Here is a 23,146-nt window from a genome sequence, read left to right as displayed (position 1 = left end):
CCTTAAATCCACAACTTCTTGAAGTCACGGCCACCGAAAATCAGGTTGACCATGCCGCGGGTCACCATGATGGCGGTGAACATCGAGGTAAAGATGCCGAGCGACATGGTCACGGCAAAGCCCTTGACCGGCCCGGTGCCCATCGCGAAGAGGATGCCGCCGACCAGCAGAGTGGTCAGGTTGGCATCCAGAATCGCCGTGAAGGCACGATTGAAACCCTCATGAATGGCCCGCTGTACCGGCATGCCATTATCGATCTCCTCGCGAATCCGCGAGAAGATCAGCACGTTGGCATCCACCGCCATGCCCATGGTCAGCACGATACCGGCGATACCCGGCAGGGTCAGGGTCGCCCCCAGCAAGGACATCAGCGCCAGCAGCAGCACCATGTTCAGCGCCAAAGCGGCAGTCGCAAGCACCCCGAAGAAGCGGTAGATCGCCAGGATGAACAGCGACACGAAGAGCATGCCCCAGAGCGAAGCATCGATACCCTTGGTGATGTTGTCCGCCCCCAGACTCGGGCCGATGGTGCGTTCTTCGGCGAAGTACATCGGCGCCGCCAGACCACCGGCGCGCAACAGCAGCGCCAGCTCGGAAGACTCGCCCTGGCCGTCCAGGCCGGTGATGCGGAATTGACTGCCGAGCGCCGACTGGATGGTCGCCAGACTGATGATCTTCTTCTCTTCCTTGAAGGTCGGCACGGCGACTTCTTTCTCGACGCCGTCGACCACTTGCTTGACATAGCGGGTCTGCGGCTTCTGCTCGATGAAGATCACCGCCATGCTGCGCCCGACGTTATTGCGCGTGGCGCGGTTCATCAGCTCGCCGCCATGGCCATCCAGACGGATATTGACTTGCGGACGGCCATTCTCGTCGAAGCTCGCCTGCGCATCGGTCACCTGGTCGCCGGTGATGATCAGGCCGCGCTCCAACGGCACGGGCGGACGCCCCGGCTCGCGGAACTCGAAGGACTCGGTCGTGGCCTTGGTCGCATCCGGGCCGGCAGCCAGGCGGAACTCCAGGTTGGCGGTCTTACCGAGAATCCGCTTGGCTTCGGCGGTGTCCTGCACTCCAGGCAACTCGACCACGATGCGGTTGGCGCCTTGGCGCTGCACCAGCGGCTCAGCCACCCCCAGTTCGTTGACCCGATTACGCACGGTAGTCAGGTTCTGCTTGATCGAATATTCACGAATCTCGGCCAACTTGGCCGGGGTCATCTCCAAGCGCAGCACCTGCAAGCCATTGCGCTCAGCGGCGGTCACCTGGAAATCGTTGAAGTCCTTACGAATCAGACTCTGCGCCTTGGTCAGCGAGTCCTCATCGGCAAAGCCCAGCTGAATCGCACCGCCAGCCTGCGGCAGACTGCGATAACGTACACGCTCCTTGCGCAGCAGGCTCTTGACCTCACCCTCATAGACCTTGCGACGCGCATCGAGCGCCTTCTCCATGTCCACTTCCAGGAGGAAATGCACACCACCGGACAGGTCCAGACCGAGCTTCATCGGCGACGCCCCGAGGCTGCGCAACCACTGCGGCGTGGTCGGCGCCAGGTTCAACGCCACGACGTAATCATCCCCCAGCGTCTTGCGCACGATGTCCTTGGCTGGCAGCTGGTCTTCCTGCTTGGCCAGACGCAACAGACCATCTTTGCCACCGGCTTTCAGGCTGCTCGCCTTGACGACGATTTTGGCATCGGCCAGCGCTTCGCTAACGCGCTCGAGGTCAGACTGCTCGATCTTCAGCGCGGTACTGGCGCCACTGATCTGAATGGCCGGATCATCCGGAAACAGGTTGGGTGCGGAATAGATAAAGCCAATCACCAGCACTGCCAGGATCAACAGATATTTCCACAGAGGGTATTTATTCAGCATGACGCCGCCCGCTTATGACACGGGGCGCTTATAGCGCCCCGTCGATTATTAATAATGTGTGGGTTAGATGGCTTTTAGCGTGCCTTTCGGCAGGGTCGCGGCGATCGCGCCTTTCTGGATCTTCAGCTCGACGGTATCGGACACTTCGATCACCACGAAATCATCGGTGACCTTGTTGATCTTGCCCGCAATACCGCCGGAAGTGACCACTTCATCACCCTTTTGCAGACCACCAAGCAGGTTCTTGTGCTCCTTGGCACGCTTGGCCTGCGGACGCCAGATCATCAGGTAAAAGATCACAAGGAAACCGACCAGGAAAACCCACTCAAAACCAGCACCAACGGGGCCGGCAGCGGCCGGAGCAGCATCCGCGTAGGCAGCGGGGATCAAAAAGCTCATAAAGGACTCCTGTTGAAAGGTCTTGGAAAGTTTTAGTTATTCAGTCCAACGCCGGCGTTTGCAGGCCGCGCCGGGCGTAGAAGGCATCGACAAAGGCGGCCAATGTACCCTGTTGAATAGCCTCGCGCAAACCAGCCATCAGGCGCTGGTAATGGCGCAAATTGTGGATGGTATTCAGCATGCTACTGAGCATTTCACCGCACTTATCCAGGTGGTGCAGATAGGCGCGGGAGAAGTGCTTGCAGGTGTAGCAGTCGCAACTCGGATCCAGCGGCGAGTCATCGTGACGGTGCACCGCATTGCGGATTTTTAACACCCCGGTGTCGATGAACAGGTGGCCATTGCGCGCGTTGCGGGTCGGCATCACGCAATCGAACATATCGACGCCACGGCGCACGCCTTCGACCAGATCTTCCGGCTTGCCGACCCCCATCAGATAGCGCGGCTTGTCGGCCGGCATCTGGCCGGGCAGGTAGTCCAGCACGCGAATCATCTCTTCCTTGGGCTCACCCACCGACAAGCCGCCGATGGCCAGGCCATCGAAACCGATCTGCTCCAAGCCTTCCAGCGAACGCATGCGTAAGTCTTGATGCATGCCGCCCTGGACGATGCCGAACAACGCCGCGGTACTGTCGCCATGGGCGATTTTCGAGCGCTTGGCCCAGCGCAGCGACAACTCCATGGACGTCCGTGCGACCTGCTCATCGGCGGGGTACGGCGTGCATTCATCGAAGATCATCACGATGTCCGAGCCCAGATCGCGCTGCACCTGCATCGACTCTTCCGGCCCCATGAACACCTTGCTGCCATCGACCGGCGAGGCAAAGGTCACCCCCTCCTCCTTGATCTTGCGCATCGCTCCCAGGCTGAACACTTGGAAACCGCCCGAATCGGTGAGGATCGGTCCCTGCCACTGCATGAAGTCATGCAGATCGCCCAGCCGTTTGATCACTTCCGTACCCGGTCGCAGCCAGAGATGGAAGGTATTGCCGAGGATGATCTGCGCGCCGATCGCCTCGATATCGCGCGGCAACATCCCCTTGACCGTGCCGTAGGTACCGACCGGCATGAAGGCCGGCGTTTCGACTACGCCACGGGGAAACGTCAGCCGCCCACGGCGCGCCTTGCCATCGGTCGCCAACAGCTCGAAGGACATACGGCAGCTACCGGTCATGCTTTTTCCTCTGGCCCGCGCGGCGCGGGATTGCGGGTGATGAACATGGCATCACCGTAACTAAAGAAGCGATAGCCCTCCGCCACTGCGGCCGAATAGGCCGCCATGGCTTCCGGATAGCCGGCAAAGGCCGAAACCAGCATCAGCAGCGTGGATTCCGGCAGATGGAAGTTGGTCACCAAGGCATCGACCACATGGAAGGGCCGCCCGGGATAGATAAAGATGTCGGTATCGCCACTGAATGCCTTGAGCACGCCATCGCGCGCCGCACTCTCCAGCGAGCGCACACTGGTCGTGCCCACGGCGACGACACGGCCGCCACGCTGACGACAGGCCGCGACCGCCTCAACCACATCCTGGCCGACCTCCAGCCATTCGCGGTGCATGTGATGATCCTCAAGGCGCTCGACCCGCACCGGCTGAAAGGTGCCAGCCCCCACGTGCAGGGTGACGAATGCCGTCGCCACGCCTTTCGCGCGAATGGCCTCGAGCAGGCCTTGATCGAAATGCAGGCCCGCGGTTGGTGCCGCGACAGCACCGGCGCGCTCGGCATACACCGTCTGATAACGCTCGCGGTCCGCCGCCTCATCGGGACGATCTATATAAGGAGGCAACGGCATATGGCCGACGCGCTCGAGCAGCGGCAAGACTTCCTCGGTAAATTGCAGCTCAAACAAGGCGTCGTGTCGCGCCAGCATTGCCGCCGTGCCACCGCCCTCCAGCAAAATCGTCGACCCCGGTTTCGGCGGCTTGCTGGCGCGCACATGCGCCAACACCCGGTGACTATCGAGCACTCGCTCGACGAGAATCTCCAGCTTGCCACCGGTAGCCTTCTGCCCGAACAGCCGCGCCGGGATCACCCGCGTGTTGTTGAAGACCATCAGGTCACCGGGACGGAGAAACTCGAGCAAATCAGCGAACTGGCGATGCGCCAACGCACCGCTCTCGCCATCCAGCACCAATAGGCGACTGGCACGGCGCTCAGATAAAGGATGACGAGCTATCAGCGCCTCTGGCAGCTCGAAGTGGAAGTCGGCAACACGCATGATGAAGGGTCATTTCGCAGGGCCGCGAAGTTTAGCGGAAATAGCCAAATTTGACCACGCAGCCCGATTGACCGAGGGCAGGGCTGTCCCTATACTGCGCGCCGTCTGTGCCCCGGTGGCGGAATCGGTAGACGCGGCGGATTCAAAATCCGTTTTCGAAAGGAGTGGGAGTTCGAGTCTCCCCCGGGGCACCAAACTTTAAGCGCTATCGCAATGAGGGCGCCCGCTAGAACCAGCAAAGCCCGCCTCGCCAATGGGCGAGCACCCTAACAGACTCTGCCAAACAACCATTCAGCACCTCCTCAAATTCCTGCTTTTCGAAGGGTTGAATTCTCTCTCGAAACTGGCGTAGAGTTTCTGCGCTGTGTTTGCATGGGTCGCTTTGAATCGTGACCTGGTGCAGCAGATCGATAGATTTGCTACATCCCGCTCGACGTCTCTTACTCTCTGCAGCCAGTCCAGTTCTCTTCTATATTGAAAAGACTGTCATCAACTCTAGTTCCAAGGAAATAAGATATGTCGAATCGTCAGAACGGTACCGTCAAGTGGTTTAACGACGAGAAAGGTTTTGGTTTTATCACTCCCGAAAGCGGTCCGGATCTGTTCGTGCACTTCCGCGCGATCGAAGGCAACGGCTTCAAGAGCCTGAAAGAAGGCCAGAAAGTCAGCTTCGTTGCTGTGCAAGGTCAAAAAGGCATGCAGGCTGACCAGGTTCAAGTCCTGGGCTAAGCGCTCTGCCGAAATTAAAGAGCCCCTGATGGCGACATCAGGGGCTTTTTTGCGTCCTCAATTTTGCCAGCCAGGTTTACCCCCTCTTTATGCCCAAGCACCTGCTTCGCCCGCAAGGCGACTTTCCCCATGCCGGCTTGCCGCGCCGTCTGGCAGCTATGTTTTACGACTTCCTGCTGTGCATCGCCCTGCTGATGGTGGTCACGCTGATCTACAAGCTGGTGCAAATGAGCATTGTGGGCGAGGTCCATCTGCGCCAACTGAGCGACTCCGGCGCCCTGGACGGCGACCCACTGCTGAGCTCCCTCCTGCTCCTCTGCCTGTTCGCCTTCTTCGCCAAGTTCTGGACCCACAGCGGCCAGACCCTCGGCATGCAGGTTTGGGGACTCCGCGTACAGAATGCCGACGGCACGGCGATTGACCTGAAGCAAGCGCTGCTGCGCTTCATGATTGCCATTCCCTCGTTGCTCTGCCTTGGCCTTGGCTTGTTCTGGGTTCTCTGGGACAAACAAAAGCGCAGCTGGCACGACATCTACTCGGACTCGCTGATCGTTCAGCTGCCCAAAGACACGCATAAGAAATGAAAAAGCCGGCATTGCGCCGGCTTTTTTTATTTCACCTTGCATCAACCCGCACGGCGCAACATCCACACCCCGGCCAGCGCACAGATAGCGCTAGGGATCAGCACCGCCAGCAGCGGCGGGAAGCCGAACACCAGACTGGAAGGCCCGAGCAAATCCTGGGCGATGCGGAACACGAACCCCACCAACACCCCGGTGAAGACCCGCTGCCCTAGGGTGACCGAACGCAACGGACCGAAGATGAAGGAAATCGCCATCAGCACCAGCGCCGCCGTCACCAATGGCTGCAGCAGCTTGCTCCAGAAGGCCAGCCAATAGCGGCCATTATTCAAGCCCTGCTCGGCCAGATACTGGATATAGCGCCACAAGCCGGTAACCGAGAGCGCCTCGGGCTCCAGCACCACGGTACCGAGCAGCTGCGGAGTCAATTGGACATCCCAGCGCTCTTCAGGGGCATTGATCACTTCGGTGCTGCGCTCACGGAAATGCGTGGTTGCCACTTCGCTCAACTGCCAGTGATCACCCTGGTACAGCGCGCGCCTGGCGAAGCTGGCCGACAGCAAATGCCGCTGCTCATCGAACTGATAGCGCGTCACCCCGTATAGCAAGCCACCCGGCTGCACGGCATTGATATGCACAAACTCATTGCCCTGCCGATGCCACAGACCGCGCTTGGCGCTCTGCGCCTCGCCACCACCCTGAGCCATGGAGCGGCTGGCCTGGGCCAGATTCTCGCTCCAAGGCGCCAGATACTCACCAATCAGAATGCCGACCAGCATCAGCACCAGCATGGGCTTCATCACCGCCCAGACGATTCGCCCGACAGACACGCCGGCCGCGCGCATGATGGTCAGTTCGCTGTTGCTGGCCAGATTGCCGAGCCCGATCAGACAACCGATCAACGCCGCCATCGGCAGCATGTCGTAGACCCGCCGCGGCGTGGTCAGCAGCACATACCAGGCGGCATCGAACAGGCCATAGCCACCCTCGATATCACCCAGCTCGTCGATGAACGCGAACAGCAGCGCCAAGCCGACGATCACCCCCAGCACACCCAAAATGGAAATGAATACGCTGGTGCCGATGTAACGATCCAACTTAACCATGGATCACCCCACGCGCCGCACGGCGGCCGGCCCACTTCAGGCGCAGCGGCTCCCAGTACAACAAAACCAGGCCGATCACGAAGAAAACCCCATGCACCCACCAGAGCCCCAGAGACAGCGGGATCTTGCCCTTATCCAGGGCACCCCGCGCGGCAATCAACAAGGCCAGGTAAGCCATGTACAGAAGAATCGCCGGCAGCAGCTTGAGGAAACGCCCCTGCCGTGGATTGACCCGTGAAAGAGGCACCGCCAGCAACGTCACGATAAACACCAACAAGGGGATCGATAGCCGCCACTGCAACTCGGCTTCATGCCTGGGATCCTCGCTGCCGAACAGCTCGCGGGTAGGGATCGCCTCGCGCTCGCTGATATCGCTGCTGACCTCGGGACGCTGCAGCAACACGCCATAGGTGTCGTACTGGATCGCCCGGTAATCGGCCTTGCCCGGATTGCCGTCGTAGCGATAGCCGTTCTCCAGGATCAGGTAGCGGCTGCCGTCCGCCTGCACTTGCTGGCGGCCCTTTTCGGCGAGCAGCAGGGTGATGCCGCGCTCCTTGCTGCCGTCACGGGACAGGCTCTTGTCGGAAATGAAGATGCCGCCCAGCTCGCCGCGATCCTTGGACATGTCCTGCACGTAGGTGACCCGCGAGCCGTTTTTCATCGCTTGGAAACGCCCCGGCACCAGGGTGTCGAATTCAGTCAGCGCGTCCTGTTCATTAAGAATCCGCGCCACCTGAGCCACGCCCTGCGGCGCCAGGCCCATGCTCAGCCAGGCCACCAGCAACGCGACCAGCGTCGCCGGCACCAGGGTGTAGCCCAGCAGTCGTTGCTGACTCATGCCGGTGGCCGACAGCACGGTCATCTCGCTGTCCAGATAGAGGCGGCCGTAAGCCAGCAGGATGCCGAGAAACAACCCCAGCGGCAGGATCAGCTGCAGGAAGCCGGGAATGCGAAAGCCCATGATCAGGAACAGCACACCCGGATCGAGCGCACCCTGGGCCGCCTGGGCCAGGTACTTGATGAAACGCCCGCTCATGATGATCACCAGCAGCACGGCGCTGACCGCACTGAGGGTCATCAATAATTCACGAGACAGATAACGGAAGACAATCAAACCAGACGCTCCAGGGTTGTCAGGCTCAGGCGGCTACGCTCAAACTAGCCGCTTGCTGCCGGCCCGCCCAAGGCGGACCACCGGAAAAATGCTCGGCATTATCCCGTAATACCGACTCGTTGTCTTGGGGACACACGCCATGGAATTCCTCGTCAAAAGCGCTCGCCCGGAAACCCTGAAAACCGCCACGCTGGTGATCGCCGTCGGCGAAGGCCGCAAACTCGGCGAACTCGCCAAGGCGGTGGACACCATCAGCAGCGGCGCGCTCAGCGCGGTGCTCAAGCGCGGCGATCTGGCCGGCAAGGTCGGCCAGACCCTGCTGCTGCACAGCCTGCCGGGCCTCAAGGCCGAACGCGTGCTGCTGGTCGGCAGCGGCAAGGGCGAACTGCCTGACCGGCAATTCCGCAAATTAGTTGCCGCCGTGCTCGGCACCTTAAAGAGCCTGGGCGGCACTGACGCGACCCTGGCGCTCGGCGAACTGGCGGTCAAAGGCCGCGACAGCTATGGCAAGGCCCGCCTGCTGGTGGAAACCCTGGCCGATGGCGGCTACGTGTTCGACCGTTTCAAGAGCCAGAAGGCCGACCCGCGCGCGCTGAAGAAGATCACCCTGATCGCCGACAAGGCCGAGCTGGCCGCAGTCGAACGCGGCAGCGCCCACGCCCAGGCGATCGCGACCGGCATGGCCTACACCAAGGACCTCGGCAACCTGCCGCCGAACCTCTGCCACCCGACTTTCCTCGCCGAGCAGGCCAAGACCCTGGCCAAGGAACACAAGAACCTCAAGGTCGAAATCCTCGACGAGAAGAAACTCAAGGAACTCGGCGCCGGCGCCTTCCTCGCCGTGGCCCAGGGCAGCGAGCAGCCGCCGCGGCTGATCGTGCTCAACTACCAGGGCGGCAGCAAGGACGAAAAACCGCAGGTGCTGGTGGGCAAGGGCATCACCTTCGACACCGGCGGCATCAGCCTCAAGCCAGGCCTGGGCATGGATGAGATGAAGTACGACATGTGCGGCGCCGCCAGCGTCCTCGGCACCCTGCGCGCCGTGCTGGAGCTGCAACTGCCGATCAACCTGGTGTGTCTGCTGGCCTGCGCCGAGAACATGCCGAGCGGCGGCGCCACCCGCCCGGGCGACATCGTCACCAGCATGAGCGGGCAGACCGTGGAAATCCTCAACACCGACGCCGAAGGTCGTCTGGTGCTGTGCGACACCCTGACCTACGCCGAGCGCTTCCAGCCACAGGCGGTGATCGACATCGCCACCCTCACCGGCGCCTGCATCGTCGCCCTCGGCAGCAACACCTCGGGGCTGATGGGCAACAACGAAACGCTGATCAAGCAGATCCTCAAGGCCGGCGAACACGCCGACGACCGCGCCTGGCAGCTGCCGCTGTTCGAGGAATACCAGGAGCAGCTGGACAGCCCGTTCGCCGACATCGCCAACATCGGCGGGCCGAAAGCCGGCACCATCACCGCCGGCTGCTTCCTCTCGCGCTTCGCCAAGAAGTACCACTGGGCGCACCTGGATATCGCCGGCACCGCCTGGATCAGCGGCGGCAAGGACAAAGGCGCCACCGGCCGCCCGGTACCGTTGCTGACTCAGTACCTGCTGGATCGGGTGTAGGGTGGGTTAGCCGCCTGGCGGCGTAACCCGCCGCCAGGCCATCTCGTTGCATCAGGAACATCGGAAAGATCATGACCCGCGTCGAATTCTACGTTCTCTCCTCGGCCACCCCGACGGACCGCCTGCGGGCGGCCTGTCAGCTGGCCCTGAAGGGCTGGCGCCACGGCCTGCCGGTGTTCGTACGCTGCCAGGACGAAGCCCAGAGCCAGGCGTTGGACGAGCTTCTCTGGCGTTTCAAGGCGGAAACCTTCGTGCCGCACAACCTGCACGGCGACGGTCCACAGGCCCCGGTGGTGCTCGGCCTCGACGACGAGCCCGCCAACCGGCAGGGCCTGCTGATCAACCTGCAGGCGAACATTTCGCCCTTTCTCGAGTGCTTCAGCCGGGTGATCGAGATCGTCAATCAGGAACCGGATTTGCTGACCGCCTGCCGGGAGAATTTCCGTCTGTACCGCCAACGCGGCTATGATCCCACGCGTGTAGAACTGTAATTCCCGCCATGGACACGCCAAAACATCCGCCCAAAGCCGAGCATCTGCTGGACGACCTCGAGTCGATCCGCGAGCTCCTCGACGACGGCACCCTGGACCCGCCACTGCTGACCGAGACGGTCGACGCCGATGGCATTCCCGTGCTGTCCGAAGTCATCGCCCCGCCGCTCACGCCGCCCGCAGCGCCGCCTGCGCCAGCCCGCGCACAGCCGAGCAACAGTGCCTCCAGCAGCGAACTCAAGTGCCTCGACGACGAGCTGCACGCCGCGGCGCAGCTGCTCCTGCAGGACGTGATCGACGATTTCGTGCCGCAGATCGAAGCCGAGCTGAAACGCCGTCTCGAAGCCCGACTCGGTCGCCTGCTGAGCCAGCGCAAGCCGTAATCCGCCTGCCCCAGCCCGTCAGGCGGAGGATCGAAGCGCCATCCGCCTGCCCATGCCCGTTGCCCGGCGCAGCTTTGTTATACTCGCCGGCTTTCCGTTTATTAGCCTTCGGTCCCGCCGCACATGGACAAGACCTACCAGCCGCACGCCATCGAAACTTCCTGGTACCAGACCTGGGAGTCCAACAACTATTTCGCCCCGCAAGGTGCGGGCGAGCCCTACACCATCGCCCTGCCGCCGCCGAACGTCACCGGCAGCCTGCACATGGGCCACGGCTTCAACAACGCGATCATGGATGCGCTGATCCGCTTCCGCCGCATGCAGGGCCGCAACACCCTGTGGCAGCCAGGCACCGACCATGCCGGGATCGCCACCCAGATGGTGGTGGAGCGCCAACTGGGCGCGCAGAACCTGTCGCGCCATGACCTCGGCCGCGACAAGTTCCTGGACAAGGTCTGGGAATGGAAGGAAGAGTCGGGCGGCAACATCACCCGGCAGATCCGCCGCCTCGGCTCCTCGGTGGACTGGTCGCGCGAGCGCTTCACCATGGACGACGGCCTCTCCGATGCGGTCAAGGAAGCCTTCGTGCGCCTGCACGAGGACGGCCTGATCTACCGCGGCAAGCGCCTGGTCAACTGGGACACCAAGCTGCACACGGCGATCTCCGACCTCGAAGTGGAAAACCACGACGAGAAGGGCCACCTGTGGAATCTGCGCTATCCGCTGGCCGACGGCCACAAGACCGCCGACGGCAAGGACCATCTGGTCGTCGCCACCACCCGCCCGGAAACCATGCTCGGCGACGCCGCCGTCGCCGTGCACCCAACCGACGAGCGCTATAAGGCGCTGATCGGCACCTTCGTCGAGCTACCGCTGGTGGGCCGGCGCATCCCGATCATCGCCGACGAGTATTGCGATCCCGAGTTCGGCACCGGCTGCGTGAAGATCACCCCGGCCCACGACTTCAACGACTACGAAGTCGGCAAGCGCCACAACCTGCCGCTGCTCAACATCTTCGACAAGAACGCCGCGGTGCTGCCGGTCGCCCAGGTGTTCAACCTCGACGGCAGCGTCAACGACGAGGTCGACGCCAGCCTGCCGGGCGAATACGCCTACCTCGACCGCTTCGAGGCGCGCAAGAAGATCGTCGCCGCCTTCGAGGCCGCCGGCCTGCTGGAGAAGATCGACGATCACGCGCTGAAAGTGCCGCGCGGCGACCGCTCCGGCACCGTCATCGAGCCGTGGCTGACCGACCAGTGGTACGTCTCCACCAAGCCGCTGGCCGAGCAGGCCATCGCCGCCGTGGAAGACGGCCGTATCCAGTTCGTGCCCAAGCAGTACGAGAACATGTACTTCAGCTGGATGCGCGACATCCAGGACTGGTGCATCAGCCGTCAGCTGTGGTGGGGCCACCGCATCCCGGCCTGGTACGACGAAGCCGGCAACGTCTATGTCGGCCGCGACGAGGCGGAAGTGCGTGCCAAGCACAACCTCGGCGACAGCAAACTGCGCCAGGACGATGACGTGCTGGACACCTGGTTCAGCTCCGGCCTGTGGACCTTCTCCACCCTCGGCTGGCCGCAGCAGACCGATTTTCTCAAGACCTTCCACCCCACGGATGTCTTGGTGACGGGCTTCGATATCATCTTCTTCTGGGTCGCCCGGATGATCATGCTGTCCCTGCACCTGACCCAGCAGATCCCGTTCAAGACCGTCTACGTCCACGGTCTGGTGCGCGACGGCCAGGGCCAGAAGATGTCCAAGTCCAAGGGCAACGTCCTCGACCCGCTGGACATCGTCGACGGCATCAGCCTCGACACCCTGCTGGAAAAACGCACCAGCGGCATGATGCAGCCCAAGCTGGCGGAGAAGATCGCCAAGCAGACCAAGGCGGAGTTCCCCGAAGGCATTGCCAGCTATGGCACCGACGCCCTGCGCTTCACCTTCTGCTCGCTGGCCTCCACCGGCCGCGACATCAAGTTCGACATGGGCCGCGTCGAGGGTTACCGCAACTTCTGCAACAAGCTGTGGAACGCCGCCAACTTCGTCATCGAGAACACCGATGGCCAGGACACCGGCGTCAACGACGAACCGGTCGAGCTGTCCTCGGTGGACCGCTGGATCATCTCGCAGCTGCAGCGCAGCGAAGCCGAAGTCACCCGCCAGCTCGAGCAGTTCCGTTTCGACCTGGCCGCGCAGGCGCTGTATGAATTCGTCTGGGACGAGTACTGCGCCTGGTACCTGGAGCTGGTCAAGCCGGTGCTGTGGGACGAGAACGCCCCGATCGAGCGTCAGCGCGGCACCCGCCGCACCCTGATCCGCGTGCTGGAAGTGGCGCTGCGTCTGGCCCACCCGTTCATGCCGTTCATCACCGAAGAAATCTGGCAGCGCATCAAGGCCCAGGCCGGCAAGCAAGGCCCGACCCTGATGCTGCAACCCTGGCCGGTGGCCAACGAGGCGCGCATCGACGACGCCGCCGAAGGCGACATCGAGTGGGTCAAGGCGCTGATGCTCGGCGTGCGGCAGATCCGTGGCGAGATGAAGATCTCCATGGCCAAGCGCATCGACATCATCCTCAACAACGCCTCGCCCGAGGACCATCGCCGCCTGGCCGACAACGAGCCGCTGCTGATGAAGCTGGCCAAGCTCGAATCGGTGCGCGTGCTCGACCAGGGCGAGGAAGCACCGATGTCCGCCACCGCGCTGGTCGGCGAGATGCAGGTGCTGGTGCCGATGGCCGGGCTGATCGACAAGGGCGCCGAACTGGCGCGCCTGGACAAGGAAATCCAGCGCCTCGACGGCGAGGTCCAGCGCGTCGGCGGCAAACTGGCCAACCAAGGCTTCGTCGCCAAGGCGCCGGCCGAGGTGCTCGACAAGGAGCGCGCCAAGCTGGCCGAAGCCGAACAGGCGCTGGCCAAGCTGATCGAGCAGCGCGAGAAGATCGCCAGTCTGTAAGTTGAACCCGAGGCCCGCGATTGCGGGCCTCGCTTTATCCGTAGGTTGGCGCTGAACGCAGTGAAGCCCAACAGCCGGAGCGTTGGGCTTCGCAAGCTCAGCCCAACCTATCGCTCAACGCTCAGGAGTTGCCCATGGACGTCAGCAAAACCAAAACCAGCTTCTACCGCCGCCTGTACGTCGCCTGGCTGATCGACAGCGGCACCGCGCCCAGCGTGCCGGCGCTGATGGATGCCACCGGCATGCCGAGGCGCACCGCGCAGGACACCCTCGCGGCGCTGGCCGATCTGGATATCGATTGCCGGTTCGAGCAACAGGCCGGTGAGCGCAACAACGCCGGCCACTACCTGATCCGCGATTGGGGCGCCATCGACAAGCAGTGGATCGCCGCCCATCTCCCGCAGATCAAAACTGTGCTTGGCTATCCCTGACAGACTCCCCGCCGCCCCTACGCGATCCTCGCCGGCCTGTTCGCCGTCACCGCGCTGAGCGGCCTGTTCATCTCCAATACCGCCACCGCCGCGCTGATGGCCCAGTAACGGTCACCACCGCCCAGCAGCTGCACGCCTCGCCCCCCTTCACGATGATTGTCGCCCTGGCCGCCTCGTCGGCCTTCATGGCGCCGATCTCCTCGCCAGTCAACACCCTGGTGCTCGGCCCCGGGCAGTATTGCTTCGGCGATTTCGTCCGTCTCGGCGTACCCTTTACTCTGCTGGTGAGGGTCGTCAGTGTGCTAAGGGCGCCCTGGATCTTGTCGCTCTAGGCGGCCTGCACACTCCCGAAATCGCCCTTCTCCCACTTGTGGGCGAGGGGGCAAACGCACAAAACCACGCGCGGAGTAAGCCGCGAGGTGCCGCTCAAAGGAGCGTGAACAGGCTCTCCGCGGACAACTAGCGCAAAGGCGGACCCGATGAACAAGTACATGCGCTTCCTCTTGGTGGTGGTCTTTCTCGCCGTGCTGCTGGCCGTGTTCCAGTTCAGCGGTCTGCGCGCAGACCTGAGCCTGGACTTCCTGCGCGAGCTGATCCTGCAGCACAAGTTCAGCGGCCTGCTGCTGTTCAGTCTGTTGTTCGCCCTCGGCAACCTGATCCAGATTCCCGGCTGGCTGTTCCTCGCCGCCGCCGTACTCGCCCTCGGCCGCGTCTGGGGCGGGCTGGCTACCTATGGCGCGGCGACCTTCGCCTGCTGCTGCACCTTCTTCCTCATCCGCCTGCTCGGCGGCGCGGCCCTGCGCGAGTTGGACAACCGCCTGGCCAAACGCATCATCGGCCATCTCGACGCGCGGCCGATCGCCTGCATCGCCCTGCTGCGCGTGCTGTTCCAGACCGTGCCAGCGCTGAATTACGCGCTGGCGCTGTCCGGCGTGCGCTTTCGCCAGTACCTGGCCGGCACCCTGCTCGGCTTGCCGCTGCCCATCGCCCTGTACTGCCTGTTTTTCGATTATCTCGGCAAGATGCTCCACCTGAGCTAGCCAAAGTCGGCGTGTTATGAATAATGCCCGCCTGCCTCGAAGCCAATCCGGATCCGGTCGCCATGCGTAACCAACCACCCCGCCCAGTTCCGCCGCGCGCGACCGAGAAGAAGGCCGTCCTGCATCCGCGCAACCGCCACCAGGGCCGCTACGACTTCCCCAAGCTGATCAAGGGCAGCCCGGAGCTGGCGGCGTTCGTGATCCTCAATCCGTACGGCAAGCAGAGCATCGACTTCGCCAACCCGGAGGCGGTCAAGGTGTTCAACCGCGCGCTGCTCGAGCAGTTCTATGGCATCCGCCACTGGGACATCCCCGCCGGCTACCTGTGCCCGCCGATTCCCGGGCGCGCCGATTACCTGCACTACCTCGCCGACCTGCTCGGCACCAGCCATGACGGCGTGATCCCGCGCGGGCCGGGCATCCATGCGCTGGATATCGGCGTCGGCGCCAACTGCATCTATCCGCTGATCGGCCAGCACGACTATGGCTGGCGCTTCGTCGGCGCGGACATCGACCCGCTCGCGCTGGCCTCGGCGGCCGCCATCCTGCTAGCCAACCCGGCGCTCGGAGCCATCGAACTGCGCCGCCAGACCGAGCCCGAACACATCTTCCAGGGCCTGATCGGCAGCGATGAGCGCTTCGACGTCACCCTCTGCAACCCGCCGTTCCACGCCTCCTTGGACGAAGCCTCGCGCGGCAGCCAGCGCAAGTGGAAGAACCTCGGCAAACTCGACCCGAGCCGCAAGCTGCCGCAGCTGAACTTCGGCGGCCAGGGCGCCGAACTGCATTGCACGGGCGGGGAAGCCGCGTTCATCGCACGCATGGCCGCGGAAAGCGTCGCCTTCGCCGAGCAGGTGTTCTGGTTCAGCACCCTGGTGTCCAAGGCCAGCAACCTGCCGGCCATGCGCGAAGCCCTGCAGGCCCTGGGCGCCAGCGATATCCGCGTGGTCGAAATGGCCCAAGGGCAGAAACAGAGCCGTTTCATTGCCTGGACCTTCCTCGACAAGAACCAGCGCCGCGCCTGGCGCAAGCAGCGCTGGAACTGAGTTTTCGCTCAGCGGATAAATTCGCGGCTGATCTCGCGAAACAACTCGGTGCCGGCGCGCTCCAGCCATTCGAAGGCGACCATCTCGCGCGAGACGATGCTCGCCCCCGCCGCGCGCATGCGTTCCAGGGCCAGGGCCTTGTCCTCGGTGCGGCGCGAACCGACCGCCTCGGCCACCACGAATACCTCGCGGCCACGTTCAAGCAGGTCAAGCACCGTCTGCAGCACGCAGACATGCGCCTCGGTGCCGCAGACCACGAACTGCTGACGATCGCCGCCGGGACGCTGGAACAGCTCGCTCTCACGCGCCGCGGAAAAGTGGATCTTCTCGATCAGGGCCGGCTCGTCCAGCTGCTCGCGCAACGCGGCAATGGTCGGCCCCAAGCCCTTGCTGTACTGCTCGGTGGCCAGCACCGGCACGTCGAGCCGCTGCGCCACCTGCAGCAGCCAGCCGGCGTGTTCGGCCAAGGCCGGGCCATCCTCAATCGCCGGGAACAGGCGTTCCTGAATGTCGATGAGCAGCAGGGTCGAGTCTTGTGCGCGGATCAGCATGCTTGGCCTCCTCTGTTTCGAGCGGGTTCACGATCAATCTACGCGCCGGCCACGGCAAAGCACCCATCCAGGCGGCTGTAGCCCATGCCGACGCCCTTGTGCACCTTGAGCTGCACCGGGATGCGCTCCTTCAAGGCTTCGACGTGGCTGATCACGCCGATCATCTTGCCCGTGGCGTTCAGCGCGTCGAGGGCGTCGAGGGCGACTTCCAGGGTTTCGCCGTCCAGGGTGCCGAAGCCTTCGTCGAGGAATAGCGAGTCGATGCTGGTCTTGTGGCTGACCAGATCGGACAGCGCCAGTGCCAGCGCCAGGCTGACCAGGAAGCTCTCACCGCCGGACAGAGTGCGGCAGTCGCGGGCGACGTCGGCCTGCCAAGTATCCACCACTTCCAGCTCCAGTTCGCCGCTGCCCTTGCGCGCCAGCTGGTAACGGCCGTGCAGACGCTGCAGTTGCTGGTTGGCCAGGTAGATCAGGTGATCGAGGGTCAGGCCCTGGGCGAACTTGCGGTACTTAGCACCGTCGGCCGAGCCGATCAGGCCGTTGAGGCGCTGCCATAGATCGTACTCGCCCTGTTGCGCGGCGATGGCGGCGAACAGCGCCTGCTGGCCCTGCCGGCGCGCGTCGTCGTCACGCAACTGGGCGCGGATCTCGCCCTGGCGCTGGCCGACTCTGCGCAATTCGGCGCCGAGCGCCTGCCACTGCTCCTCCAGTTGCTCGCGGCTCGACTCGCTGAGAGGCGTGGCCAGCAACTGCGCCAGACTCTGCTCGGCGGCGGCCTGCAGGGCCTGGGCCTCGGTCAGGGCTTTGTCCAGGCGATTACGCAAGGCCAGCAAATGACTGCGCTGTTCTTCGCTGAGCAGCGCCGCGCGGAACTCCGCCTCGTCGGCGAACGGGCTGCTCGCCAGTGCCTGGTTCCAGGCCGCGGCCTTGGCCTGCAACTGCGCCTGCTGCCGGCTGAGCTGTTCGCCCAGCGACTGCTGGCGGCCCAATAGCGCCTGGGCGCGATTGTGCGCGGCGCTGAGGCTGGCTTCGGCCTGCTGCAGGGCCGCGCCGGGGTCGGCACTGGCGGGCAGCGCGGCCGGCTCGGTAAGGCCCAGCGCCAACCAGCGCTGCTGCCAGTGCGCGGCATCGCGTTCGGCGCTGGCCAGCGTGGCGTCGAGGCTCAACAGCTGGCGCTCCAGCTGTTGCTGACGTTGCTCGGCGTGCTGCCAGGCCTGCCATTCGGCTTGCCGCTCGGCCAGCCAACTACCGCCGTCGTCCGGCACGCGATAGCCCAGCACGGTCAGCGAACCGTGCAACCGTTGTTCCTGCTCCTGCTGGCGGACCTGCAGCTGCTCCAGGCGCTGCTGGTTCTCGCCCTGCTGAGCCTGGCGGCTGGTCTGTTCCTGCTGCATGAGCGCGCATTGCTGTTCGAGCTGGCTGCGCGCCTGTTCGAGCCCCTGGCGCTCGATGCGGGCGGCATCGAGGGCGCCTTTCAGGCGCTCCAGCTCGTTCAGGCGGACGTCCAGCGCGCCCACCTGTGCGACGTGCTGCTGTTGGCGAACGGCCAGCGCCGACAGATCGCTCAACTGCACATCCAACTGGCGGCATAGCTGCTGCCAGCGTTCGCCCTGTTGTTGCTGCTCGCCTTGGTTGCGGGCCGACTGCTGCTGCAGCTGATCTTGCTGAGCGGTCAGGGCGGTGAGCTCGTCGCGCAGCTTCTCGCCACGCTCGCGCACGGCGTCCTGTTCGGCGCGCTTGGCGCTCAGGGCTTTTTGCGTGTCGGAAACGTCCAGCGCCTGGTAAGCGGCGATCGCCGGATGCTCATGGGAACCGCACAACGGGCAGGCTTCACCGGCTTGCAACTGCGCCCGGTAAGCCTCCAGGGCCTGGATGCGCTGTTCCTGCTCGAGCAGTTTTTCCTTGTCGGCGATCTGCTGCTTCAGCTCGCGAAATTGCTCGACCAGGCGTTCGCGCTGCGCTTGTTTATCGGCCAGTTGGGCTTGCAGTTCGGCCAGGCGAGCCTGCAATTGCGTGGCCTCGGCCGCCAATTGCTGACGCGCCGCGCCGATCTGCTGCAGCTGCTGCAACTGGCTGGCCTGCTGATGCAGCAGCTGCCATTCGGCACGCAGCGCGCTTTCGGCCTGGCCGCCGAGCAGTTGCTCGATCTGTCCGGCCAGCCCGGTTTCGCTCCCTTGCGCCTCGCGCAGCCGTTCCTGCCCGGCAGCCAGCGCTGCCCTTTGCCCCTGCAGTTGCTCGGCCAGTGTGCGCAAGGTCTGTTCAAGGTGCTGTTGTTGGCTGCTCAGTGCGACGATTTCCGCCTGCAATTGCTCGCGGGCACTGAATTGGCCCTGCCAGACGCCCAGCTGTTCGCCGAGCTGGCTGCGCTGCGGATGGGCCGCCTGTTCGGCGAGCAGTTGCTGGTACTGCTGCGCCAATTGCTCGCGCTGCGCACGTTGGTCTTCAGCGATCTGCCAACTCAATTGACTGGCCTGCCAGTGGCTGGCGCCCAGTTGCTCGGCGACCTGCTGCTGTTCCGCCAGGGTCTGCGCCTGTGCCTGTTCGGTCTGCCATACGCTCTGCTGCGCGCCCTGCCAGTCGGCATGGCTGGCCTGTAGGCGCGCGGCCGGCTCGCTGGCCGCCAGTTGCGCCAACTGCGGCTGCGCCTCGCTCAGCGCCTGCTGCGCCTGCAGCACCTGTTGCTGCGCAGCATCGCGTTGCTGCTCGACCCGGGCCAGTGCTTCCCGCCATTGGCGCTGCGCCTGCAGGCCGGTCTGTCGGGCCAGCAAGGTCTGTTCTTCGCTGCTCAGCTGCAACACCTCGGCGTCCAGCAGGCCGCGCTGTTCGTCGCCAAGCAGTTCGACGCCTTCGGCCTTGGCGCGCAGTTGGTCGAGGGCGACCTTCACCTCGCGGGTCTGCTCGAACACCCGTTGGGAAATCTGCCCGTAGATCTCGGTGCCGGTGAGTTCCTCCAGCAGTTCGGCGCGCTGGTTGGCGTTGGCCTCGAGGAAGGCGGCGAAGCCGCCCTGGGCGAGGAGCATGGACTTGGTGAAGCGTTCGAAATCCAGGCCGGTCAGCGCTTCGGTCTGCTTGAGCTTGTCGCCGATCTTGTCGGTGAGGATCTCGCCATCGGCGCGGGCCAGCTCGACCTTGGCCGCCTGCAGCGCGCCGTCGGCCTTGTCGCGGGCGCGGCGCTGGCTCCAGAAGGCGCGATAGGCCACGCCCTTGACCTCGAATTCGACCTCGGCCAGGCAGTCGGCGGTGTGCCGGGTCATCAGCTCGTTGCTGCTCGCCGACAGCGTGCTCATGCGCGGCGTGCGGTGATAGAGCGCCAGGCAGATGGCGTCCAGCAGGGTGGTCTTGCCGGCGCCGGTGGGCCCGGTGATGGCGAACAGGCCGTTGCCGGCGAAGGGCTCGGCGCCGAAGTCGACCTTCCACTCACCCTTCAGCGAGTTGAGGTTCTTCAGACGCAGGCTGAGGATCTTCATGCCTGATCCTCCCGCAGGGCGCTGACCACCTGGCGATAGAGACCGCGCAGATCGCTCTGCAACTCTGGGTCCAACTCCTCGCTGCTCAGCCGCTGGACAAACACCTCGTCCGGGCTCAGCTCGTCGAGCGTCTCCTTGGCCTGGCCGCTCAGGCTGGCCTGGGCCGCACCGCGCTCCCGGCGGATGCGCAGCACTTCCAGCGGCAGGCCCTCGCTCAGCTTGGCCAGCCGCGCCTGCAGATCGCTGAGGTAGTCGTCGCTGCTGACCAGCACTTCCAGCCAGACCGGCAGCTCGGCACTGCCCTGCTGGGCCGCCTCGGCGATCTGCGCCGCCAGTTCGACCAACGAGCCGCGCACGGACAACAAGGGCTGGAAGCGCGGCACCGGCAGCGCCGTCACCGCGCGCAGGCCGGTACCGTCCAGCTCGACCAGCAGCACCTCCTTGCCCTGCCTGGCTTCGTCGAAACTCAGCGGAATCGGCGAACCGCAGTAGCGGATGTGCTCCAGGCCGCCGACCTTCTGCGGCCGGTGGATATGGCCAAGGGCGATATAGGCCGCCGGCGGGAAGGCATTGGTGGGGAAGGCTTCCAGCGCGCCGACATAGATCTCGCGCACCGACTCGCTGGCGCTGGCGCCGACGGTGGTCAGATGGCCCGTGGCGATGATCGGCAACTGGCCGCCGAGCTCGTCGCGCTTGGCCTCGGCCAGTTGATAGAGGCGCTGGTAGTGCTGCTGGATCGCCTGCTGCAGGGACTGCTGCTTGTCCTGCGCGCTCTGCCCGGCCTGGCTCTGCAGTACGTCACGCGGGCGGATGAAGGGAATGCCGCAGAGCACCGCGCCCGGCGTACCGTCACGGCGATGCAGGACCAGCAGCTGCTCGACCAGCTCGGCGCAGACGCCGGGGATCACCCGGGTGTTGAGCTGCGCCAGCAGGGTCTTGCTCTCACCGAGCATGGCCACCGAGTCATGGTTGCCGCCCAGCACCACCAGTTCGGCGCCGATGGCGTGCAGTTCAACGACGAAATGGTTGTACAGCTCGCGGGCATAACTGGGCGGCGCACCGGTATCGAAGATATCGCCGGCGACCAGCACGGCATCCACTTGCTGCTCACGGACCTGGGCGAGCAGCCAGGCGAGGAAGGCCTGGTGCTCGGCCTGGCGGGTCTTGCCCATGAAGTGCTGGCCGAGGTGCCAGTCGGAGGTATGCAGCAGGCGCATCACATCGCCCACTCCTGCACCACCACATGGGTCTTGACCCGCTGCATGCCGGGGTAGCGCTCGATCTCGTCGCGGATCTCGCTGAGCCGCGCCATCGACGGCGCCTCGACGTAGACCAGCATGTCGGTCTCGCCGCTGATCCCGCAACAGCGGCGGACTTCGGCGAAGGCGCGCATGCGCTCGACGTACTGCTGGCAGCGGTTGTCCTGGTAGAACAGCTCGAGGAAGGCCTTGACCGCGCCGTTTTCCGGCTCGGCGATCAGCGCGTGGTAGCCCTTGATCACGCCCTCCGCTTCCAGGCGACGAACGCGTTCGCTGACGGCCGAACGCGACAGGTTGACTTCACGGGCGAGCTGGCTGACGGGAGTACGCGCATCGGCGCGCAGCAGGGCGAGGATCTGGCGGTCGAACTTGTCCACGGGCTTCTCAAAAACAGGGATAAGGTGAATTCCGCCAGTTCGCCGGGCAAAGGCGACGGTTTGACGGCTGCCAGACAAGGGCGCGCCGCCTACCATGGCGGAATCGGAAAATTGCATCGAGCATACAACATGAGCCGTCTAAACCAGGAGCTTGGCCTGCTGCAGGGGATCGGCCTGCTGAGCACCTCACTGCTCGGCACCGGCATCTTCGTGGTGCCGGCGTTGGCCGCCACCGCCGCCGGCGAGGCGTCGCTGTGGGCCTGGCTGATCCTCATCGGCCTGGTGCTGCCGGTGGCCTTCACCTTCGCCCAGCTCGGTCGCCATTACCCCCACGCTGGCGGCGCGCCACACCTGATCGGCCGGGCCTTCGGCGCCCGCGCCGAACGACTGACCGCCTTCCTGTTCCTCGCCGTGCTGCCGGTCGGTCTGCCCGCCGCGCTGAACATCGCCACCGGCTTCTGGCAGGCGGTATTCGAGATCGGCCGGGGCGAGGCGCTGATCATCCAGTTCGCCACCCTCGGCGCCATCCTGCTGCTCGGCCAGCGCCCGGCGCGCGCCTCGGGCCTGGTGCAGGGGCTGATCGCCGTGGCGATCGTCGCCAGCGTCGCGCTGGTCTGGTGGGTTGGCGACCTGCCACTGGCCAGCCAACCGCTGCTGCCGCCGATCGAGGGTTCCTGGCACCTGCTGCCGGCGGCGCTGGGGGTGATGTTCTGGTGCTTCGTCGGTATCGAGGCCTTCACTCACCTGGGCGAAGAGTTCAAGCGCCCGCAGCGCGATTTCCCCCTCGCCCTGCTGCTCGGCGTACTGCTCGCCGGCCTGGTGTACTGGGCCTGTTCGGTGGCGGTGCTGAGCTTCGCCAGCTACGGCGATGTGAACACCGACGCCACCGCGCTGCCGCGGATCTTCGACCTACTGCTCGGCGACCAGGCCCGCTGGCTGGTGGCGACGGTCGGCTACCTGGCCTGCTTCGCCTCGATGAACGTGTACATCCAGGGTTTCGCCCGGCTGATCTGGAGCCTCGCCGACGAGGGCAAACTGCCGGCGCCGCTGGCGCAGCGCAACCGCCACGGCGTGCCGGCCCGCGCCCTGCTGCTGGTGGCGCTGAGCTGCGCCCTGTGCGCCGCCGGCGCCGCGCTGCTGGATCTCTCGGTGGACCACCTGATCCGCTACGCCAATGGCAACTTCGTGGTCATCTACCTGCTCAGCATGGCCGCCGGCTGTGTCCTGCTGCGCGGCGTCTGGCGCTGGCTGGCGGGCCTGAGCACGCTGCTCTGCGCCGGGGTGCTGATAGCGCTGGGCGGCGATGCGCTGTATGCGCTCGGGCTGCTCGGCGTGCTGGCGCTGCTCGACTGGGGGCGCGCGCCGAAGGCCAGAGTGGTGGCAGAACGCCCGTAGGGGCGCCGTGCGTCCCTCCGGTAAACGGTGCACACGGCGCACCCTGCATTAGTCTCGGAGTGGACGGGGGTGCCTCAGCCGGTCCTGGGTTCTATCCTTGAGGGCGAATC

General features: G+C 64.6%; 20 protein-coding genes, 1 tRNA gene and 1 pseudogene. 12 read left to right on the top strand and 10 right to left on the bottom strand.

Annotated elements, in window-relative coordinates:
* Nucleotides 1–2 precede the first annotated feature (2 nt).
* The 4 genes from secD to queA all read right to left on the bottom strand — a co-directional run bounded on the left by secD (nt 3) and on the right by queA (nt 4,490).
* Complete coding sequence (gene secD / locus D3880_RS05905) at nt 3–1,871, bottom strand: protein translocase subunit SecD (RefSeq protein WP_119892563.1); 1,869 nt, start codon at nt 1,869–1,871, stop codon at nt 3–5.
* A gap of 63 nt (nt 1,872–1,934) precedes the next feature.
* Complete coding sequence (gene yajC, locus D3880_RS05900; RefSeq protein WP_119892562.1) at nt 1,935–2,270, bottom strand: preprotein translocase subunit YajC; 336 nt, start codon at nt 2,268–2,270, stop codon at nt 1,935–1,937.
* A 40-nt stretch (nt 2,271–2,310) separates the two neighbouring features.
* Entirely contained in the window at nt 2,311–3,426 is a 1,116-nt protein-coding gene (gene tgt / locus D3880_RS05895) for a tRNA guanosine(34) transglycosylase Tgt (RefSeq protein WP_177412191.1), read from the bottom strand.
* Nucleotides 3,427–3,440: 14 nt separating this feature from the next.
* Complete coding sequence (gene queA, locus D3880_RS05890) at nt 3,441–4,490, bottom strand: tRNA preQ1(34) S-adenosylmethionine ribosyltransferase-isomerase QueA (RefSeq protein ID WP_119892560.1); 1,050 nt, start codon at nt 4,488–4,490, stop codon at nt 3,441–3,443.
* Between the two features lie 109 nt (nt 4,491–4,599).
* Between queA and D3880_RS05885 the strand changes: the two genes are divergently transcribed.
* The 3 genes from D3880_RS05885 to D3880_RS05875 all read left to right on the top strand — a co-directional run bounded on the left by D3880_RS05885 (nt 4,600) and on the right by D3880_RS05875 (nt 5,803).
* Nucleotides 4,600–4,684 (top strand) — tRNA-Leu (locus D3880_RS05885).
* Nucleotides 4,685–5,006: 322 nt separating this feature from the next.
* A complete protein-coding gene (locus tag D3880_RS05880) occupies nt 5,007–5,219 on the top strand; it encodes a cold-shock protein (protein WP_003459665.1) in 213 nt (70 codons plus the stop codon).
* 89 nt (nt 5,220–5,308) lie between these two features.
* A complete protein-coding gene (locus tag D3880_RS05875) occupies nt 5,309–5,803 on the top strand; it encodes an RDD family protein (RefSeq protein WP_119892559.1) in 495 nt (164 codons plus the stop codon).
* A 41-nt stretch (nt 5,804–5,844) separates the two neighbouring features.
* On the opposite strand, the gene lptG is transcribed toward D3880_RS05875, so the two are convergent.
* Together lptG and lptF are read right to left on the bottom strand one after the other, a co-directional pair.
* Complete coding sequence (gene lptG / locus D3880_RS05870; protein WP_119892558.1) at nt 5,845–6,906, bottom strand: LPS export ABC transporter permease LptG; 1,062 nt, start codon at nt 6,904–6,906, stop codon at nt 5,845–5,847.
* A complete protein-coding gene (gene lptF / locus D3880_RS05865) occupies nt 6,899–8,020 on the bottom strand; it encodes an LPS export ABC transporter permease LptF (protein ID WP_119892557.1) in 1,122 nt (373 codons plus the stop codon). Before lptF ends, lptG begins: the two co-directional genes overlap by 8 nt.
* A 139-nt stretch (nt 8,021–8,159) precedes the next feature.
* Here lptF and D3880_RS05860 point away from each other — a divergent pair, with 139 nt between their 5' ends.
* The 8 genes and pseudogenes from D3880_RS05860 (at nt 8,160) to rlmF (ending at nt 15,987) form a co-directional block, all read left to right on the top strand.
* Nucleotides 8,160–9,641 carry a leucyl aminopeptidase gene (locus tag D3880_RS05860; protein WP_119892556.1) on the top strand — a complete coding sequence of 494 codons (1,482 nt, stop codon included), beginning with the start codon at nt 8,160–8,162 and terminating at the stop codon, nt 9,639–9,641.
* A 71-nt stretch (nt 9,642–9,712) separates the two neighbouring features.
* The gene (locus D3880_RS05855) at nt 9,713–10,132 is read left to right on the top strand and encodes a DNA polymerase III subunit chi (protein WP_119892555.1); all 420 of its coding nucleotides are present in this window, start codon (nt 9,713–9,715) and stop codon (nt 10,130–10,132) included.
* An 8-nt stretch (nt 10,133–10,140) separates the two neighbouring features.
* A complete protein-coding gene (locus tag D3880_RS05850) occupies nt 10,141–10,515 on the top strand; it encodes a DNA polymerase III subunit chi (RefSeq protein ID WP_119892554.1) in 375 nt (124 codons plus the stop codon).
* Between the two features lie 123 nt (nt 10,516–10,638).
* Entirely contained in the window at nt 10,639–13,470 is a 2,832-nt protein-coding gene (locus D3880_RS05845; protein ID WP_119892553.1) for a valine--tRNA ligase, read from the top strand.
* 134 nt (nt 13,471–13,604) lie between these two features.
* Entirely contained in the window at nt 13,605–13,901 is a 297-nt protein-coding gene (locus D3880_RS05840; protein WP_119892552.1) for a winged helix-turn-helix domain-containing protein, read from the top strand.
* A 15-nt stretch (nt 13,902–13,916) separates the two neighbouring features.
* Nucleotides 13,917–14,233: pseudogene (locus D3880_RS05835) on the top strand (SLC13 family permease); the annotation flags it as partial.
* Nucleotides 14,234–14,380: 147 nt separating this feature from the next.
* Nucleotides 14,381–14,941 carry a VTT domain-containing protein gene (locus D3880_RS05830; RefSeq protein ID WP_119892551.1) on the top strand — a complete coding sequence of 187 codons (561 nt, stop codon included), beginning with the start codon at nt 14,381–14,383 and terminating at the stop codon, nt 14,939–14,941.
* Between the two features lie 62 nt (nt 14,942–15,003).
* Nucleotides 15,004–15,987 carry a 23S rRNA (adenine(1618)-N(6))-methyltransferase RlmF gene (gene rlmF / locus D3880_RS05825; RefSeq protein ID WP_119895675.1) on the top strand — a complete coding sequence of 328 codons (984 nt, stop codon included), beginning with the start codon at nt 15,004–15,006 and terminating at the stop codon, nt 15,985–15,987.
* Nucleotides 15,988–15,995: 8 nt separating this feature from the next.
* On the opposite strand, the gene D3880_RS05820 is transcribed toward rlmF, so the two are convergent.
* The 4 genes from D3880_RS05820 to D3880_RS05805 are packed head-to-tail and all read right to left on the bottom strand — an operon-like array spanning nt 15,996 to nt 21,641.
* The gene (locus D3880_RS05820) at nt 15,996–16,538 is read right to left on the bottom strand and encodes a hydrolase (protein ID WP_119892550.1); all 543 of its coding nucleotides are present in this window, start codon (nt 16,536–16,538) and stop codon (nt 15,996–15,998) included.
* Between the two features lie 38 nt (nt 16,539–16,576).
* Complete coding sequence (locus D3880_RS05815; RefSeq protein WP_119892549.1) at nt 16,577–20,005, bottom strand: AAA family ATPase; 3,429 nt, start codon at nt 20,003–20,005, stop codon at nt 16,577–16,579.
* On the bottom strand, nt 20,002–21,222 hold the full coding sequence (gene sbcD / locus D3880_RS05810; protein WP_119892548.1) for an exonuclease subunit SbcD: 1,221 nt from the start codon (nt 21,220–21,222) through the stop codon (nt 20,002–20,004). Before sbcD ends, D3880_RS05815 begins: the two co-directional genes overlap by 4 nt.
* Complete coding sequence (locus D3880_RS05805; RefSeq protein ID WP_119892547.1) at nt 21,222–21,641, bottom strand: Lrp/AsnC family transcriptional regulator; 420 nt, start codon at nt 21,639–21,641, stop codon at nt 21,222–21,224. The genes sbcD and D3880_RS05805 overlap by 1 nt, the downstream gene beginning before the upstream one ends.
* A gap of 129 nt (nt 21,642–21,770) precedes the next feature.
* On the opposite strand from D3880_RS05805, the gene yjeH reads away from it, so the two are divergent.
* Nucleotides 21,771–23,036 (top strand): L-methionine/branched-chain amino acid transporter, encoded by a 1,266-nt coding sequence (yjeH, locus tag D3880_RS05800; RefSeq protein WP_119892546.1) that lies wholly within the window; start codon nt 21,771–21,773, stop codon nt 23,034–23,036.
* Nucleotides 23,037–23,146 lie beyond the last annotated feature (110 nt).

Origin of the sequence: Pseudomonas cavernae (genome assembly GCF_003595175.1) — a bacterium.
Lineage (GTDB): Bacteria > Pseudomonadota > Gammaproteobacteria > Pseudomonadales > Pseudomonadaceae > Aquipseudomonas > Aquipseudomonas cavernae.
The sequence above is the reverse complement of the archived record's forward strand: the minus strand, read 5'-3'. Positions and strand labels throughout refer to the sequence as shown.

Coding starts and splice junctions, on each gene's coding strand:
- D3880_RS05880 (WP_003459665.1), top strand. CDS start 5,007: ATGTCGAATCGTCAGAACGGTACCGTCAAGTGGTTTAACGACGAGAAA.
- lptG (WP_119892558.1), bottom strand. CDS start 6,906: ATGGTTAAGTTGGATCGTTACATCGGCACCAGCGTATTCATTTCCATT.
- D3880_RS05815 (WP_119892549.1), bottom strand. CDS start 20,005: ATGAAGATCCTCAGCCTGCGTCTGAAGAACCTCAACTCGCTGAAGGGT.
- D3880_RS05855 (WP_119892555.1), top strand. CDS start 9,713: ATGACCCGCGTCGAATTCTACGTTCTCTCCTCGGCCACCCCGACGGAC.
- D3880_RS05840 (WP_119892552.1), top strand. CDS start 13,605: ATGGACGTCAGCAAAACCAAAACCAGCTTCTACCGCCGCCTGTACGTC.
- D3880_RS05830 (WP_119892551.1), top strand. CDS start 14,381: ATGAACAAGTACATGCGCTTCCTCTTGGTGGTGGTCTTTCTCGCCGTG.
- D3880_RS05845 (WP_119892553.1), top strand. CDS start 10,639: ATGGACAAGACCTACCAGCCGCACGCCATCGAAACTTCCTGGTACCAG.
- queA (WP_119892560.1), bottom strand. CDS start 4,490: ATGCGTGTTGCCGACTTCCACTTCGAGCTGCCAGAGGCGCTGATAGCT.
- D3880_RS05860 (WP_119892556.1), top strand. CDS start 8,160: ATGGAATTCCTCGTCAAAAGCGCTCGCCCGGAAACCCTGAAAACCGCC.
- D3880_RS05875 (WP_119892559.1), top strand. CDS start 5,309: ATGCCCAAGCACCTGCTTCGCCCGCAAGGCGACTTTCCCCATGCCGGC.
- yjeH (WP_119892546.1), top strand. CDS start 21,771: ATGAGCCGTCTAAACCAGGAGCTTGGCCTGCTGCAGGGGATCGGCCTG.
- yajC (WP_119892562.1), bottom strand. CDS start 2,270: ATGAGCTTTTTGATCCCCGCTGCCTACGCGGATGCTGCTCCGGCCGCT.
- D3880_RS05850 (WP_119892554.1), top strand. CDS start 10,141: ATGGACACGCCAAAACATCCGCCCAAAGCCGAGCATCTGCTGGACGAC.
- rlmF (WP_119895675.1), top strand. CDS start 15,004: ATGCGTAACCAACCACCCCGCCCAGTTCCGCCGCGCGCGACCGAGAAG.
- tgt (WP_177412191.1), bottom strand. CDS start 3,426: ATGTCCTTCGAGCTGTTGGCGACCGATGGCAAGGCGCGCCGTGGGCGG.
- secD (WP_119892563.1), bottom strand. CDS start 1,871: ATGCTGAATAAATACCCTCTGTGGAAATATCTGTTGATCCTGGCAGTG.
- D3880_RS05820 (WP_119892550.1), bottom strand. CDS start 16,538: ATGCTGATCCGCGCACAAGACTCGACCCTGCTGCTCATCGACATTCAG.
- sbcD (WP_119892548.1), bottom strand. CDS start 21,222: ATGCGCCTGCTGCATACCTCCGACTGGCACCTCGGCCAGCACTTCATG.